General features: G+C 50.3%; 14 protein-coding genes. 2 read left to right on the top strand and 12 right to left on the bottom strand.

What is annotated here, in order from left to right; translation table 11 throughout:
- Positions 1-47: 47 nt before the first annotated feature.
- The 3 genes from L3D05_RS10745 to L3D05_RS10755 form a co-directional block, all read right to left on the bottom strand.
- Entirely contained in the window at positions 48-608 is a 561-nt protein-coding gene (locus L3D05_RS10745; RefSeq protein WP_239616056.1) for an NUDIX hydrolase, read from the bottom strand.
- Between the two features lie 382 nt (positions 609-990).
- Positions 991-2028 (bottom strand): Gfo/Idh/MocA family protein, encoded by a 1038-nt coding sequence (locus L3D05_RS10750; RefSeq protein WP_239616057.1) that lies wholly within the window; start codon positions 2026-2028, stop codon positions 991-993.
- Positions 2028-2759 (bottom strand): ThuA domain-containing protein, encoded by a 732-nt coding sequence (locus L3D05_RS10755; RefSeq protein WP_239616058.1) that lies wholly within the window; start codon positions 2757-2759, stop codon positions 2028-2030. The genes L3D05_RS10750 and L3D05_RS10755 overlap by 1 nt, the downstream gene beginning before the upstream one ends.
- 198 nt (positions 2760-2957) lie before the next feature.
- Between L3D05_RS10755 and L3D05_RS10760 the strand changes: the two genes are divergently transcribed.
- The gene (locus tag L3D05_RS10760) at positions 2958-3908 is read left to right on the top strand and encodes a helix-turn-helix domain-containing protein (protein ID WP_239616059.1); all 951 of its coding nucleotides are present in this window, start codon (positions 2958-2960) and stop codon (positions 3906-3908) included.
- A 13-nt stretch (positions 3909-3921) separates the two neighbouring features.
- On the opposite strand, the gene L3D05_RS10765 is transcribed toward L3D05_RS10760, so the two are convergent.
- The 8 genes from L3D05_RS10765 to L3D05_RS10800 all read right to left on the bottom strand — a co-directional run bounded on the left by L3D05_RS10765 (position 3922) and on the right by L3D05_RS10800 (position 13792).
- Positions 3922-5601 (bottom strand): glycerol-3-phosphate dehydrogenase/oxidase, encoded by a 1680-nt coding sequence (locus L3D05_RS10765; RefSeq protein WP_239616060.1) that lies wholly within the window; start codon positions 5599-5601, stop codon positions 3922-3924.
- Between the two features lie 143 nt (positions 5602-5744).
- A complete protein-coding gene (glpK, locus tag L3D05_RS10770) occupies positions 5745-7235 on the bottom strand; it encodes a glycerol kinase GlpK (protein WP_239616061.1) in 1491 nt (496 codons plus the stop codon).
- Positions 7236-7293: 58 nt separating this feature from the next.
- Positions 7294-7830 (bottom strand): glycerol-3-phosphate responsive antiterminator, encoded by a 537-nt coding sequence (locus L3D05_RS10775; RefSeq protein WP_239616062.1) that lies wholly within the window; start codon positions 7828-7830, stop codon positions 7294-7296.
- A 243-nt stretch (positions 7831-8073) separates the two neighbouring features.
- Positions 8074-8859, bottom strand: a complete 786-nt coding sequence (locus L3D05_RS10780; RefSeq protein ID WP_239616063.1) for an endonuclease/exonuclease/phosphatase family protein — start codon at positions 8857-8859, stop codon at positions 8074-8076.
- 186 nt (positions 8860-9045) lie between these two features.
- Positions 9046-10212: a Gfo/Idh/MocA family protein gene (locus L3D05_RS10785; RefSeq protein WP_239616064.1), complete on the bottom strand. Its 1167-nt coding sequence runs from the start codon at positions 10210-10212 to the stop codon at positions 9046-9048.
- 1 nt (position 10213) lies between these two features.
- The gene (locus L3D05_RS10790; protein ID WP_239616065.1) at positions 10214-11056 is read right to left on the bottom strand and encodes a class I fructose-bisphosphate aldolase; all 843 of its coding nucleotides are present in this window, start codon (positions 11054-11056) and stop codon (positions 10214-10216) included.
- Entirely contained in the window at positions 11053-12552 is a 1500-nt protein-coding gene (locus L3D05_RS10795; protein WP_239616066.1) for a rhamnulokinase, read from the bottom strand. The genes L3D05_RS10790 and L3D05_RS10795 overlap by 4 nt, the downstream gene beginning before the upstream one ends.
- 10 nt (positions 12553-12562) lie before the next feature.
- Entirely contained in the window at positions 12563-13792 is a 1230-nt protein-coding gene (locus L3D05_RS10800) for an apurinic/apyrimidinic endonuclease family protein (RefSeq protein ID WP_239616067.1), read from the bottom strand.
- Between the two features lie 297 nt (positions 13793-14089).
- Here L3D05_RS10800 and L3D05_RS10805 point away from each other — a divergent pair, with 297 nt between their 5' ends.
- Positions 14090-14848, top strand: a complete 759-nt coding sequence (locus L3D05_RS10805; protein WP_239616068.1) for a DeoR/GlpR family DNA-binding transcription regulator — start codon at positions 14090-14092, stop codon at positions 14846-14848.
- Positions 14849-14944: 96 nt separating this feature from the next.
- Here L3D05_RS10805 and L3D05_RS10810 read toward each other — a convergent pair whose 3' ends face one another.
- Positions 14945-15967 (bottom strand): ABC transporter substrate-binding protein, encoded by a 1023-nt coding sequence (locus L3D05_RS10810; RefSeq protein WP_239616069.1) that lies wholly within the window; start codon positions 15965-15967, stop codon positions 14945-14947.
- Positions 15968-16004: the final 37 nt, after the last annotated feature.

Here is a 16004-nt window from a genome sequence, read left to right on the forward strand (position 1 = left end):
CGTAGGGAGCGATCGGCGTTCCGCGATTTTGGCCAAATGAACTAAAGCTACACCCTGAACAGTCCGTAGCCGTTCAGAGGCACGATTGGATTCCGGTCGACGGCAAGCCCGGCACTCAGGTTGCCGCGAAGCGCAACGTCCACGAGCCACTTCGTGAAGGGCGCAACGTTCATGGACTCCATCTCATCTAAGCTATAGAAACCAGCCGCATCTACCTCGATACCATCCGGCGTCGGTTCTCCGCCCACGTAGTCCATCGAGAAGGCGACGTACAAGTTATGGATGCTCCTCGGCTGATCCCGCAAGGCAACGATGCCGCTAACTTTCGCTGTAACTTTGCATTCCTCCATAACCTCTCGGACGATCGTCTCCTCGATCGGTTCCATCTGCTCGATATAACCTCCTGGGTTCGTCCAGTACCCTTTGCCCGGTTCTTGCGCTCTGCGTACGAGCAGCATCTTGTCCTCATGGACGACAAGAGCCCCTACGCCGATACTATAGTTTCCCCAGTGAACGAAGCTGCATTTCGTGCAAGCCCGTCTTAACGTACCGTCCACATCGCGAGTTTCCATTTCCGATCCGCACGAAGAACAAAACTTCATTTCCATATCTGTCACCTGCTCCGAATGTTGTTAAATCGTTCGTCGACTCTCTCTATTTATCAACCTACATTATACTCGATGTTCGTATGCAGCACAGCGGCTAGGAGGGTGGGAATTAGTTGGGTTTTTAGGTTTTACCGGACTACAGAGCCATATTGGCCACCTCGGGAGTGTGCAGTCAGGTTTTGCCGGACTACAGCACCATTTGAGCAACTTCTAGTACATGCAGTCAGGTTTTACCGGACTGCAGAGCCACATTGGCCACCTCAGGAGCGTGCAGTCAGGTTTCGCCGTACTACTCAAATACGCGACTAAACAAAAAAAGCACACCACAGCGGCAACAATCGTTGCCACTGCTGGTGTGCTTCTCGATTAATTCCTACAATTCTTACAGCGTGATCTCGCGCCCGCGCTCGGCGGATTCGTAGATCGCGGATAGGATCTTGATCATGTCTACGCCGTGGTCCGGCGTGATGATCGGAGTCTCGCGCCCGAGCACGCATCCGATGAAATGTTGAATGTTCGCGGTATGCTGCGGAATCGCCGCTTCCGGGAAGATCGGCTGCTGATCGATCAGCACGCCCTCGTTCTCCGTAAACAGACGAAGCTTGTCATTGATAAGACTGAACCCGCCTTCAGTGCCTCTCCACTCGAGAAACTTCTTCTCTTCCTCGATGTTGGATGCCCAGCTGAATTCGATTTGCAGTGATGCGCCGTTATCGAAGCGGATAAAACCGGCCGCCAGATCCTCGACGTCGAACGTTCCCGTAGGAATTTTGCCATCTGCTTCCGGACGGTCAGCGAACTTGCGATAAGTCGAGCCCGATACCGTTACCGGCTTCGGATTGCCGCTCAACCACATCGCCATATCGATCATGTGCACGCCAAGGTCGATCAACGGCCCGCCGCCGGACAATTCCTTCGTCGTAAACCAACCGCCTCGTCCCGGAATGCCCCGACGACGAATCCAACCGCAACGTCCCATGTACAGATCGCCCAATTGGCCTTGTCCGATGATTTTCTTCGCGAATTTGGCTTCCTCGCTGAATCTATTGTTTCTCATCGTCATGAGCAATTTACCCGAATCGCGCGCCACATCCGCCATCTTCTGCGCTTCGACCGGATTAACGGCGTCCGGCTTCTCGCAGAATACATGCTTGCCTTTCTGCAAGGCAGCGATGGCAATCTCCGAGTGATACAGATTCGGAGTGCTAATTCCAACAATATCGATCGAAGGATCCGCGATCAGTTCCCGATAATCTTCATACACTTTCGCATCCGGGAAATCTTTAGCCGCAGCCTCGGCGGAAGCGCGGAAGGCGTCGCAGAACGCGACGATTTCCACTTCCTTGGACGATAACCACCCTGGTAGATGCGCCCATTTGAAAATCCCGCCTGTCCCGATAACTCCTACTTTAAGCGTCATTAGTTTTTCTCCTTAATCGTTTCTAGAGGTTGAGCATTGCCGTAACGCGGATACTCGCGGTCAACCGGCGCAGCCCATTTCACGGCGTTAGAGATAACTTTGCGCACTTGCGGATTGTAGTAAGTCGGGTATGTCTCATGTCCAGGACGGAAATAGAAAATCTTGCCCATGCCGCGCGTATAGCAGCAGCCGCTGCGGAATACTTCTCCGCCTTCGAACCAGCTCACCATAACCAGCTCGTCCGGTTGCGGAATGTCGAAGTGTTCTCCGTACATTTCTTCCTGAGGAAGCTCAATATATTCGCCGATACCATCCGCAATCGGATGTCCCGGATTAACGACCCAAATGCGTTCCTTCTCATCTGCTTCCCGCCATTTCAGATCGCAGGACGTGCCCATGAGTTTCTTGAATATTTTCGAAAAATGACCCGAATGCAGCACGATTAGTCCCATGCCTTGCAGTACGCGTTGATGTACTCTTGCGACGATCTCATCCTGAACTTCATCATGTGCCATATGTCCCCACCAGATGAGGACGTCCGTTTCGTTCAATACGGCTTCGGACAAGCCATGCTCCGGATCGTCTAAAGTGGCCACTTGAATATTTCCTGTTACTTCCAGTCCTTCGGCAATTGCCGTATGCATCCCTTGGGGATATACGGAGGCCACTTTCTCATTCGTTTTCTCATGACGATGTTCGTTCCAGACCGTAACATTGATGGATGGTTTCATAGATGGATTCTCCCTTGATTTAGGTTGATTCGAAGAACTAGTTCTATCTCCATTTTATGCGAGCAGGAAGATTCAATCGATTACGTTTTCGATTAATTTATTACGGTATTCTGTCATACCCTTCATGGAATAGAACGATTGTGTTAAAATAACGTTACGCGATCCTGTCGCAAACTATGTACCCCAAGGAGCCCTGCCATGTATCCGGAGATGCGTTATGAGCAAGTCGTCTATCAGAATCCATTTCTCGCGATGCGAATCTGGCAGATCGACTCCAAAGACCTTACGCCAGAGGCCATTCGCGTATGGAAAGAGCAGGATTGGAAGCAAAAGAGGTACACCGATAGTCAGTGGCATTACCATGAAGAGGTGGAGCTTCTCCTCATCCACGAAGGGGAGCTTACGACTTTCTGCAGGGAAGAGCAACTCGTGCTGCGCAGCGGCGATATCGCTTTGTTCGGATCATCCGAGCCGCACATGACCATGCATACCAACGATGACGAATTGAGCTATATCGTATTCCAGATCGATCTGCGCAAATATTGGGATCTGAGCACGATCAATAGTATGCAACACTTCTCGGAAGTCATTCGACCGCTCAGTTCGCTCAATTATGTATATCGCGACAATCCGGACGTCAGAGCCCAGACAGCAGACCTGATCCGCGAAATCTACAAGGAAATGAACGATGCGCAAATCGGCTATGAACTCGCCGTATCCGCACGAATTAAAAATATTTTGCTGCTGCTTCTCCGATATGATACCCAAATGAAACTCAACTATAACGATAACCGCCTGCTTGGCAGGCTTCAGCCAGCTGTCGATTACGTGGAACAGAACTTAAGCGAGAAGCTATCCGTGTCCGAGATAAGCGGATTGGTGAACATGAGCTATACCCACTTCATTAAGACATTTAAGAAGGCGGTAGGCATGTCGTTCACCGACTTCGTCGTCTACAAGCGAATCAAGAAAGCCGAACAGCAGTTACTTACCAACGACGACCTGAGCATAGCAGAAGTGGCCGAGTCGGTAGGTATCTCCAACATCGGCCACTTCTACGATATGTTTCGTCGCTATAATGACTGCTCGCCCAAGCAATTCAAGGATCGGCTTCGGGTACCTGTCGTGAACGTTGAAGCCGAAGGCTAATCCCGCGATCGGCTTAGGCTTCAACGGCATCCGCGATCAAGCGGTCGATCTCATCCGCATATTCTTGTCGTTGATCTTCGGACCAGCCTCCCCGTTCCGCCATGGCCGCAATGACAGGGTCTCCCCACTTACGGACAGAGGCCATATTAAAGAACATCCAGCCGCTTCGCCGGACTAAGAAGTCCTGCGGCTTAACCGCCATTTCCTCGTCCATCGCATACCGCAACTCCGCCGCGATCGCTAAAGGCAAACCATGCCGCTCCGCCCATTGCTGCTCCTTCTCGCCATCCATTAGCGCGAATAAAGAATCTACGTTGGAGCCGTAAAATTTCGCCATCGCTTCGGCATCCTCGGCCGGGAAACCCTTCAAAATCCCTACTTGTTTTTTACCCATTACGAATCGGCTATAATTGTCCGAGCCGCCGACATCGCCGCCGGAGATCGGCATTTCCTTGGTGCGGCAAGCGCCCACGCCGGATTTCGCCCCTTCATCCGCTAACCGTTTCACTACGTCATCCACGATTGACTCGGCCATTTTCCGATATCCTGTTAGTTTGCCGCCAGCAATCGAGATCAAGCCGGAAGGCGCATGAAAAATTTCGTCCCGACGCGAAATTTCCGACGGGTCCTTCCCCTCTTGATGAATGAGCGGCCGGAGCCCTGCCCAACTGGATTCAATGTCCGAATCCTCTAGCTTAAGATCAGGAAACATGAAGTTCGCCGCTTTAAGCAAATAGGCCCGATCTTCCTTCGTTACTCTTGGGCGATCGATCTCGCCTTGATAATTCGTGTCCGTCGTCCCGAAATACGCTTTGCCCGCACGCGGAATCGCGAACACCATCCGTCCATCCGGCGTATCGAAATATACGGCTTGCTGCAGCGGAAACCGGGATTGGTCGAATACGAGATGAACGCCTTTGGTTAAACGGAGCGTCTTACCGGACTTGGAGCCATCCAACTCCCGAAGCTCATCCACCCAAGGGCCCGTTGCGTTCACCACTTTGGTTGCGAGCACTTCGTACTCCTTGCCGTCGATCACATCGCGAACCTTTGCCCCGGTCAATTGCCCTGCGGTGTCATACGTCAAGGAATCTACGCGCGCATAGTTAACGGCGAGAGCCCCGTATTCCCTAGCTTTTTTCATAACCTCGATAGTCAATCGCGCATCGTCGGTACGGTATTCCACGTAATATCCGCCGCCCTTTAACCCTTCTTTTTTCAGCAAAGGCTCTCTCTTGTGCGTCTCTTTAGCGCTTAACATGGAACGGCGTTCGCCTCTCTTAACGCCCGCTAGAAAATCATACACGCGAAGGCCGATCGACGTTGAAAATTTACCGAAGGTACCACCTGTGTACAGCGGAAGCAGCATCCATTCCGGCGTCGTGACATGCGGCCCGTTCTCGTATACGATCGCCCGTTCCTTGCCTACTTCCGCGACGACGCCGATCTCGAACTGCTTCAAATAGCGCAACCCGCCATGTACGAGCTTCGTCGAACGGCTAGACGTTCCCGCCGCGAAATCCTGCATTTCGACTAGCGCTACGCGAAGCCCCCGGCTTGCCGCGTCAAGAGCGATGCCGGCGCCCGTAATCCCCCCTCCGATCACGAGCAAATCCACTTGACGATCGCGCATATCTTCTAATATTTCATGTCGTTTCGAAGACGACAGGCTTTTCGCATTGTTTACGGTCATGACAATCTCTCCCCTTCTGTAGACCAAAATAGAAAAAACCACGCTAACCATCTCCGAGAGCATCTGACATGCATCTCGGAAACCATTATCGTGGTTTCTCCATGAACTCCAACCGATATTAACTTACGCCAATCATAGCACCGTTACTCCGCGAACGCAATGGCCGCTTTTACCGCGCGTCCCCAACCGGCATATAGCCGCTGTCTTTCCGATGGCTCCATATGCGGCTCGAATTCGCGCTCCACTTGCTTAAGGCAACGGATCTGCTCGCGGTCGTCCCAGTATCCGACGGCCAGCCCAGCTAAGTAAGCAGCGCCTAAAGCCGTAGATTCGTTCACGACAGGACGGACGACGGGAACGCCCAGCATATCGCTTTGGAATTGCATGAGGAAATCGTTCCTGACCGCGCCGCCGTCTACGGCCAACTTCGACAAGGTGATGCCCGAATCCCGCTCCATCGCCTTCAATACGTCTTTGGCTTGATAAGCTAACGCCTCCAATGTCGCCCTTACGAAATGCTCCTTGGAAGTTCCCCTCGTCAATCCGAAAACCGCCCCGCGCACTTCGCTATTCCAGTAAGGAGTACCTAGCCCGACGAATGCGGGAACGACGTATACCCCTTCCGAAGAAACGGCCGCTTCCGCGAGACGCTGGCTGTCCGCCGCGTTCTCAATGAAGCCCATGCCGTCTCTCAGCCACTGGATCGCAGCGCCCGCAACGAATACGCTTCCTTCAAGTGCATATTCGACCACGCCGTCTACTTCCCAAGCAATCGTCGTAAGCAAGCCGGAAGATGAACGGATGGCTTCAGTCCCCGTATTCATGAGCATGAAACACCCTGTTCCGTACGTGTTCTTCACGTTGCCCGGGTCATAACAGCCTTGCCCGAACAATGCCGCCTGCTGATCGCCGGCTGCACCTGCGATCGGTACCGCGCATCCGAACAATCCAGCATCGGTATTTCCGTATATTTCCGAAGAGGAACGTACTTCCGGCAGCATCGATCTCGGGATGTTAAGGATCTTCAGAAGTTCTTCGTCCCAAACTCTCTCATAGATATTGAACAGGAGCGTACGCGAGGCGTTGGATACGTCCGTCACATGAACGCGTCCGCCCGTCAGCTTCCAGATGAGCCAGCTATCGATCGTTCCGAATAGCAATTCTCCGCGTTCAGCCTTCTCACGCGCTCCATCAACCGTATCCAGAATCCAAGCGATTTTCGTGCCGGAGAAATAGGCGTCGACCTTTAAACCCGTCTTCTGCTGGATAAGCTGCTCGTAGCCTTCTTGTTTCAGCCTCTCGCAAATCCCCGTCGTCTGGCGGGATTGCCAGATGATCGCGGGATATACGGGTATCCCCGTCGCCCGATCCCAGACGACCGCCGTCTCCCGCTGATTCGTAATGCCGATCCCGGCGATGCTCTCCACTCCGATATTGGCTTGCGCCAGGACGCTCCGAATCACATGTACCGCCGATGCCCAGATTTCTTCCGCATCCCCTTCCACCCACCCGGGGTGCGGATATTGCAGGCCGATTTCCTGTTGCTCCATGGCATCGATACAGCCTTCTTCGTTAACCAATAAAGCCCGCGTGCTAGTCGTCCCTTGATCCAATGCAAGCATGTAACGTTTCATAGCCACATCTCCCCCTAGTCCCGTTCGGCCTCCTCAGCCATCTTATCGATCGTTATGCTTACCACAAATCCCGCCTTGACGTCGTGATTGCCGTCGCTCCCGCTTCCAAGGCGATACGGACATCCTCTTCCGAACGGATGAGGCCTCCCGCGATAACCGGTATTCCCGTCCTATCCCTAACTTCCTGAATCATGCTGGGGATAACGCCGGGCAACACTTCAATGTAGTCCGGCTTCGTCTTCTCGAATAGCGCATAGCTTTTCTCAAGCGCTCCCGTATCGATAAGGAATAGCCGCTGAATCGCGATGAGTTTATTTTGTTTCGTTTTCTGTATGACGCTTGCCCGGGTAGAAATCAATCCCGCAGGTCGTACATGCTGACAAAGATACTCCGCTGCGTATTCGTCATTTTTCAAACCGTCTATGAGATCCGCGTGCAACAACACTTTCTTGCCATGCCGCTCCGCCAGCTCTACCAAGATCCTTAACTGACCAAGATGTCCACCCAACAGAACGACGTATTGATGAGGGCTGGCCAATGCAGCCTCTAGCTCTTTGGCCGTTTTGACGGCCGGCCATACGGTTTGATTGTTCATGGCATGCGAACCTCCACTTTGCTGAACGAGTTACGAAAAAAAACCACATCACAAATGCTCCTCCTATTCGGACAAGCAATTGATGTGGATCTCCGTTTCTCCCTCACGCTATTAACTTGGCTTAATTATAGTCTTGAATTGAAAGCGTCGTCAACTTCCGTCTCGATCAGCTGGCCCTTGGGATAGCCCCCTAATGGGGTACGGGCTTTCACCTTATTATAGGTCGCGCAATCTCATGTCTGCTTAGGGAAGCAGCACTTGAGCCGATATCGGATAATGGTCGGAAGGGTACTTCCCTTCGTATTCATCCCGATAAACGGTCGTTTCCAAGAGGGCAACGTCCCTGGTAAAGAACAGATAGTCGATCGGCTCGCCTTCGACTCCCCCTTCGAAATCATGAAAGGTTCGGCCGATGGGCTCCGGATGCGCCAGATAAGCATCTATAAGGTTTTGCCGTAGCGTCACGATCGCCGGATTTTCCGGGAAGGAGTTGAAGTCTCCCGTCAATAGAACAGGGAGTCCCTCTTCCTCTTGGCAGCGTGCGATTCGATCAAGAAGCAGCTTGGCACTCTCCTCGCGGGCAAGCTGGCCTTCATGATCGAAGTGAGTATTGTAGACGTAAAAGCGCCGTCCAGGTTCATCGATCCGCTCCAAGCACGCCCAAGTGCAGAAACGCGGATAGCTGCTGTCCCAGCTTACGCTGCCGGGGATTTCCGGCGTTTCGGATAACGAGAACTGGCCTTGCTTAATCACTTTAATTCGATCGTGCTTATAGAATATAGCGCAACACTCGTCCATTCGCGGATCGCCGCTCTCATAGCCGCTCCGTCCTTCGCCCAACCGGCTATAGTCGGACAATTCCTGATCCAGATCGCGCAGCATGTCGTACCGGCCTTCCTGCGTCCCGATAATGAGCGGCTCGGCTTTCCGCACGAGATCGGTAGCATGACGGATACGATAAGGCCAAGCGTTATCGCCGTCGATCGGCGTATTCACCCTCAGGTTAAATGTCATGATTGTAAGTTTCATCTTAATAGGTTCACCCTATCCGTTTTGATTTGACCTTAAGACATGGATAACATTCTAATATAAACTTGAGGAGAAAGGAACGTTAATGACAGTCGACAAAAAAACCTTGATAGACCAAACGATCTGGCCATCAAGATTTTCATGATTCACCGTCAACTTGTCGCAGCTGTCTGGTGATAATCGGGTCTAACCTAACTGAATCGTACTTTCCAAACGATTCGATTTCAGTGCTGCAGTAAACAAGGCATGACTTCCCGCCGCCTCTTCCGGAGTCGCGCATTGAAACGGTTGCAGCATTCCCTCTCTACCATTCGCGAGTTCATCGCAGAACGCCGCCCACATCTGTAGAATGGAATCCGAGAAACCGAACTCGAAGATTCCTCCCGTTATCGTGTCATATGCAGATTTATAAGGAACATCCGTAACGTGCCAAGCTTGAGCACCTCCAGGCACATAGGGTAGCGATGCGACCTGTTTCGGATTTTTGGTCGTAAACTCAGCGGAAAATTCGGTGCCTTGAATTCGAATGAACCACGTGTTGGCATGTCCGGGGGCAATTCGTTTCGTAGACAGTATCATTGGGAAATGCTGCGTCTCCGTTTGCACATCGCAAGCAAGAATCGCGTTATCCCATGTTTCGCAAGGTGCCATTCCGCCTCGTCCATCGGGACGCTCTTCTACGATTTTATTGAGTAACGCCCTAACAGTGCGCGGTTGCCAACCGAATCTTAGCGGTAAATGCAAGACATGAAGACCAAGATCCCCCATACAGCCATACTTGCCGTTAGTCTCAATCCGTCGCTTCCAGTTAATCGGCTTACTCGGATCAAGGTCGCTGGAATGCCAGAAGCCGGCTTCCACCTCTATAATGCGACCGAATCGTCCTTCCTTAACCCATTTCGTTATTTGCATCGCGCCTGGGAAGAATGGAAACTCGGATGAGCTACGAACAACGACCTGCGGATGATCCTTAATCGTTTGCAGAATGCTCGCATTCGCTTCCTCATCGATTCCGAACGGCTTTTCTCCTAGCAAATGCTTGCCGGCACGAATAATATCTTCGTAGATTTGTCGGTGCAAATTATGCGGGACTGCACAATAAATCGCATCAACATCAGCATTCTCGAGCATATCCTTATAGTCTACATATACGTATTTAACACTTGGTACCGCTTGAACGAACCATGCCGAAGCAACTGGATTGGCGTCGCAAACCGCTATGATCTCAGGTTTGAAGTTCACGTCGGCAAGGTGGCACCAACGCGCTGCGGCGCTAGCGAATTCCTTGCCCATCAACCCGCATCCGATGACTCCGAAGCGGATAATCTTTTTTTCCAACTTATCGACAGCCATATTACACTCCTCCTCTATTCAAAATGGATAATGCCATCTCTGCTGATACACCTTTATGAACGACTTGCATAAGAGCTTTAGTCATGCGTGCCGGAGCCGGATGCTGGATCACGTTCCTTCCATAGACAATGCCTGATGCCCCTTGTCCCATCAGTCGAACAGTGCGGTTAACAATTTCTTCGTCCGAGGCACGCCCGCCCCCGCGTACGAGAACCGGCACTCCCGAAGCCACTTCAATCACGCGATGATATTCTTCGATATTGTCGCATGGGTCGGCTTTAATGATATCTGCGCCAAGTTCGACTGCTTGACGAACAAGCGGCATTATTTTGTTAATATCCCCATCTACCATATATCCGCCCTTGACTTCATTCGGCAGCATGACTAGCGGTTCAACCATTAGGACCATTCCGTACCGCTCGGCATCGCTTTTTAACTTCATTACATTTTTTACGCATTGATGGTGCAACTCTGGCTGGTCGGGTAATAACAACAGGTTTACGCATACGGCAACGGCGTCTAGGCGTACGGCATGTTCGATTGCATTGTCGATAATTTCGCTGAACAGAAACCGCGGTAACCGTGCACCGTAAATATTCGCGGCATCCGTACGGAGGACGAGTCCCGGCTTATGTTTCCCAGGGATATCTTGCAGGTGCTTTGCCTGTCCTAAACTTAGTTGGATACAATCCGGATTCGCTTGAACGACCGTCTCGACGGCTTGCTTCATATCCTCGATAGAAGCCAAGAACGAGTGTTCGTTAAAAAAACCATGATCAATCGCTACATCGAAGCATTTCCCTTCCTCGCTGAACATTCGTTTCAATCGTGCTTTTGTAGTCATACTTTACACCTCTCCAATAGTTGTATAAATCGTTCGTACGCTTCTTCCCAAGGCAAATCTATTTGAGGCTCATACACGATTACCGGAAAAGAATCCTTCACGAGCCTGCGAGCATCAGCGAGATTCAGACAATGACCCGATGTAATAAGCTGGGTGAGCGCATTTCCAATCGCGCTTGCCTCGACGGGTCCAACCCATACTGGACGTCCAATGGCGCTTGCAGTCGATTGGCATAGCAATTCATTCTGACTACCGCCTCCGACCATATGCAAGCCGCCGAATCTATTACCTGTTACTTGTTCCAATTCCTCAAGCGTATATCGGTATCGCAGCGCCAAGCTTTCTATCACGCAACGTATCACTTCGCCTTCGCTCACCGGAACATATTGTCCGGTTTCCCGGCAGAACGCTTGAATTCTTTCCACCATGCCGTGCGGAGAGTAGAACCGTAGATCATCCGGATTGATCAAGCATGAAAATGCAGGAGCCTCTCGGGCTTGAAGCGCGAGCTCGGAATAACTGATAGCGTTTCCGGCTTCTTCCCATTCGCGCTTGCATTCCTGAATAATCCATAATCCCATGATTGATTTCAGCAGCTTAAAGGTCCCATAAGCACCTCCTTCATTGGAAAATGCCAGCCTCGCGGTCTCCGCATTGATTAATGGCTCCATAAGCTCTGTTCCCAGCATGTTCCAAGTACCGCATACCAGATAAGCGAAGGGCTCGTCTCCTGCCGGTATGGCGACTACAGCCGAGGTCGTGTCATGAGCTGCGGCAATCACATCGACTGGAGCGACGCCTAATTCCGTGCAGACATTCGCCGTGAGCGGACCAATGATCTCGCCGGGCTGGATCGGATCGGAAAATATCCGGGAGGGGATCGATAGCGAGTCCATAAGACTCGTATTCCAATCGCGTTGAGTTGCGTGTATTAATTGCGTAGTCGTCGCAATGGTGTATTCGTTCGTTATACGACCTGTCAGTAGATAAGCGAGCAGGTCGGAGATCATCAGAAAATACTTTGCAACACTTAAAGGCACTGACTTGGCTTGATTCATCGCATAGAGTTGATAGATCGTATTAAACGGCATATTCTGCAGCCCGGTTTGTTGATACAGCTCGTCAGCACCGATACGCTCATTAATTTCTTCGATCATACCGTCAGTTTGTCGATCTCTGTAGTGATATGGATTTCCGAGCAGCTCGCCGTTCATGTCCAATAACCCGAAGTCAACGCCCCACGTATCGATCCCAATCGTCTCCGGCCGGTAACCCGCTTGATAAGCTTTACGAATTCCGGTCTTCACCTCATGCAGTAGACGCAAAATGTCCCAATGCAAATGATCTCCCACATGAATAGCCGGATTGGGGAATCGATGTATCTCTTGCATCTCGAGCTTTGGAGTTTTGCCTTCATCGCTAATCATTTCACCAATGAAGGCTCTCCCGCTACCCGCGCCAAGGTCAAAAGCGAGTACAGTCGATAGCCTACTCATCAAACTACCCTCATCTCTCTCCTAACAGATCTATTGCTTCGCTTAACTTCAAGCCATCTCGTGGGATATACTTCCTCCAGTACGTGATCGATTCTTCCATTTTCCGCAATACATCACTGTTGGATTCACTCGTTCCAGAGAAGATTTCAAGCGTTAAATAGATATCCTCACATCTAGGCGGCATCCCTACATCTTCAGGCTTTTGATAGGCTCTCTTCAGTGCCCTTAATAGCGGTTCGCCGAAAATAAGTCCATCCTTGTTGCAGGCTTCCGTGAAAGGTTGATGCGCGGATGAAGTCCCCGTAGTCTGCTGCAAGTGCACAATAGGCGAGTATGCCCCTAACTCTTCTAACCACCGGTATGTATCGCTGTCATAGGCTTCAGCGAATAGATACGGATAGCCATCCATCAGTTCATTGATGCGATTCATATAAGCAGTTTGTTCATGAATCGGTGACTTGCACATCTCCACGAACAAATCATAAGCTGCATACGGGCCCACCCAAAACGGTCGCGATGTGCCGTCCTGTCTATTGCGTTCTGCCTCTAGTTGAATTTCTTCCATTTCCGGTCTGCGAAATTTATGCTGACCGCTCTGATGGCCTGTATCAAGCGTCAAATAGAACGGAGACGCGGACTTGCCGAATACTTCTTTTAATAATTTCTTAGAGCCTTCGATTGTCCACGGAATTTGATGAGGGGTGTACATTTGCTCAACGCTCGGCGCACGAATTCCTAGCTCTCGGCAAAGTACGGATATTTCAGCTAATCTAGAATACAAATCCTCTTCTCTTTCTTTGTAAACACTTGGAACCTGCAGCGTGGCATCCGCAAATGCATGACAATAAAATCCTAGTCCCGCACCCACGCTTGCAGCGATGTTCGCCATTGGTTTGATCCACTCGTGTTGAATCCGGTCACGAATCGAAATATCGTGATGCGCCAACCCCAGCGTCGTATATGTTCCATGCCCCGAGTACATATTCGCGACTCTTACCCCGGTCTTTTCAGTATGGGAATTAACTTCTCTGACCCAGTTGTCCAAGTATTCCTTGCTCATGTACAGAGGATCGCATTCATTGTCTGCGCTTGCTTCTACATGAGAAATGCCCATGGATTGCAATAAGGTCATCCATTCCGCAGGTTTTGTCCATCGCTTCGAGGCAAAACAATTATCAACGGCCAAATACAATTTGGGATCTCGCTGCGCATTTCCGCTTTCTCGTGTCTCCTCACCCATTCGGTAAACCACCTCAATTAACTTGGTAATATCACCCCTTTATTATTGGTCTTTTATTGGTTTTTGTCTAGTATTTATTTTGTTTTTTCTTTGTTTAATCAATAAAAACAAAGAATAATTGCCGTTTTATTGAGAAAAACATCTCTATCATGACGAAATACGTCCCTACTTCTTGATTTTCTTGAGTAAATCGACTATGTTACAGTTGTATACTTTGGACATTATTAAAATAAACCAAATAAATTCGGCTATTTTCACCGTTTTATTAAAGAAACATTCTAAACCGAGGTGAGCAACATGTCCGTTCATGACCGAAAAAACAAAATATTATCCCTACTAAAACAACAAGGCAGCGTACGTGTGGCAGAGTTAAGCCCCCTACTCGGCGTAACGGATGAGACCATCCGTAAAGACCTCGATCTATTGAGCCAGGCAGGCAAATTGCAACGGACGCATGGAGGTGCTATTTCGTTATCGGAACCCCTATCGCTTACCCCGCATTTGGAAAGGGAACACACGAACGTAGAGCACAAGATGGCTATCGCAGAAATCGCGTTGAAGCATATTCAACCTCATGACACGATCGCGATAGATGGAAGTACTTCCGTATCCTATTTGGCCAAGATCATTCCCGATATGCCATTAACCGTACTTACCAATTCCATGAAGGTAGCGTTTGAACTAAGCAACCGCGAGCATATTAATCTCATCGCCGTTGGCGGTAACTTGCTTCGTAAATCCTATTCCTTCCACGGTGCCCTTACGGAACGGATTTTGAAAGAATACCACGTCAACAAAGCATTTTTGTCTTGCACTGGACTTCACATCGACAGAGGATTTAGCGATTCAAACGAAGCGCATGCCTCCGTCAAGCAGCGAATGATCGAAATCGCGGACTCCGTCTATTTTCTCGTCGACAGCAGCAAATTGGGCGTTAAGGATTTAGTTCAAATCGCCCCGATTGGCGACGTCGACTACTTGATTACCGATAGTCAAGCCGATCCCGAGTACATCAATAAACTTAGAGAAGCCCAACTTAAGATTATCGATCATTAAGCCCTTCCAACTCTGTCCATTCATGCAAGCTTAAAAGCGGTTACCACACCCAAGTCGAGTGTGATAACCGCTTTTTTTAAGGCTTTTCGCGACAAATTATTCGTAAAGAACGGCTTTCATTTCTTCACTGTCGATATTGTTTTTGTCATACCAGAAGAAACCCGTATCAATATTTTTCTCTACCGTCTCGCCTTTGATTGCCGCTACAGCTGCTTTCACAGTTTCGTAACCGATACCGACCGGGTTTTGGGTGATCGAACCGGAGAGAAGGCCTTCACGAATGGCGTCCAGTTGCGCTTTACCGGAGTCGAATCCGATAGCCGTTATTTTGCCGACCATATTGGCTTCCTTAACACCGTTAACTACGCCGATCGCCGCCCCTTCGTTTGATCCGAAGATCCCTTTGAGGTTCGGATGCGCCTGGAGGATAGCTTTTGTAATATCCGTTGCCTTCAGCGGGTCGCCGCTATACTGAAGATCGACGATCTTAATGTCGGGATATTTCGATTCGATTTGCTCTTTAAACCCGTCTCTACGGTCTACGCCCGTGCGGCTCGTTTGGTCATGGACAACCATAGCGATTTCACCTTTGCCGCCGATCAATTCAGCCATTTTGTCCGCTGCGAGAGCTGCAGCTTTTTTGTTGTCTGTTGACGCTGTTGTCACTGGAATGTCGCTGTCCACGCCAGAGTCGAAGGCGATAATCGGGATGTTGCTGTCTTTCGCTTGCTTCAGGAGCGGAATAGAAGCTTTGCTATCTAGCGCGGCGAAGCCGATTGCCGATGGTTTCTTGCCTAGCGCGACTTGCAGCATTTCTAACTGCTTGTCGACTTGCTCTTCCGTTTCCGGTCCTTCGAACGAAATTTCCGCACCGAATTCCGCAGCTGCTTTCTCTGCCCCAATCTTAACCGCTTGCCAGAATTGATGTTGGAAGCCTTTACAAATAATCGGGATGTACAATGTCTCTGAAACTGCAGCTTTCGATGCAAGTGGCGTCTTACTTGCTTCTTGCGACGGGCTGCTTGTGTTCTCGTTTGAATTTTTTCCGCATGCAGTAACAGCAACGATGCCAGCTAGCAAAAGCGTAGCTACAGACATACTTTTAAAACTCTTTTTCATGGTAACGCTCCCCTTCAGTGGATTGGTTTAATCTATA

Source organism: Cohnella mopanensis (assembly GCF_022352055.1).
GTDB lineage: Bacteria > Bacillota > Bacilli > Paenibacillales > Paenibacillaceae > Cohnella > Cohnella mopanensis.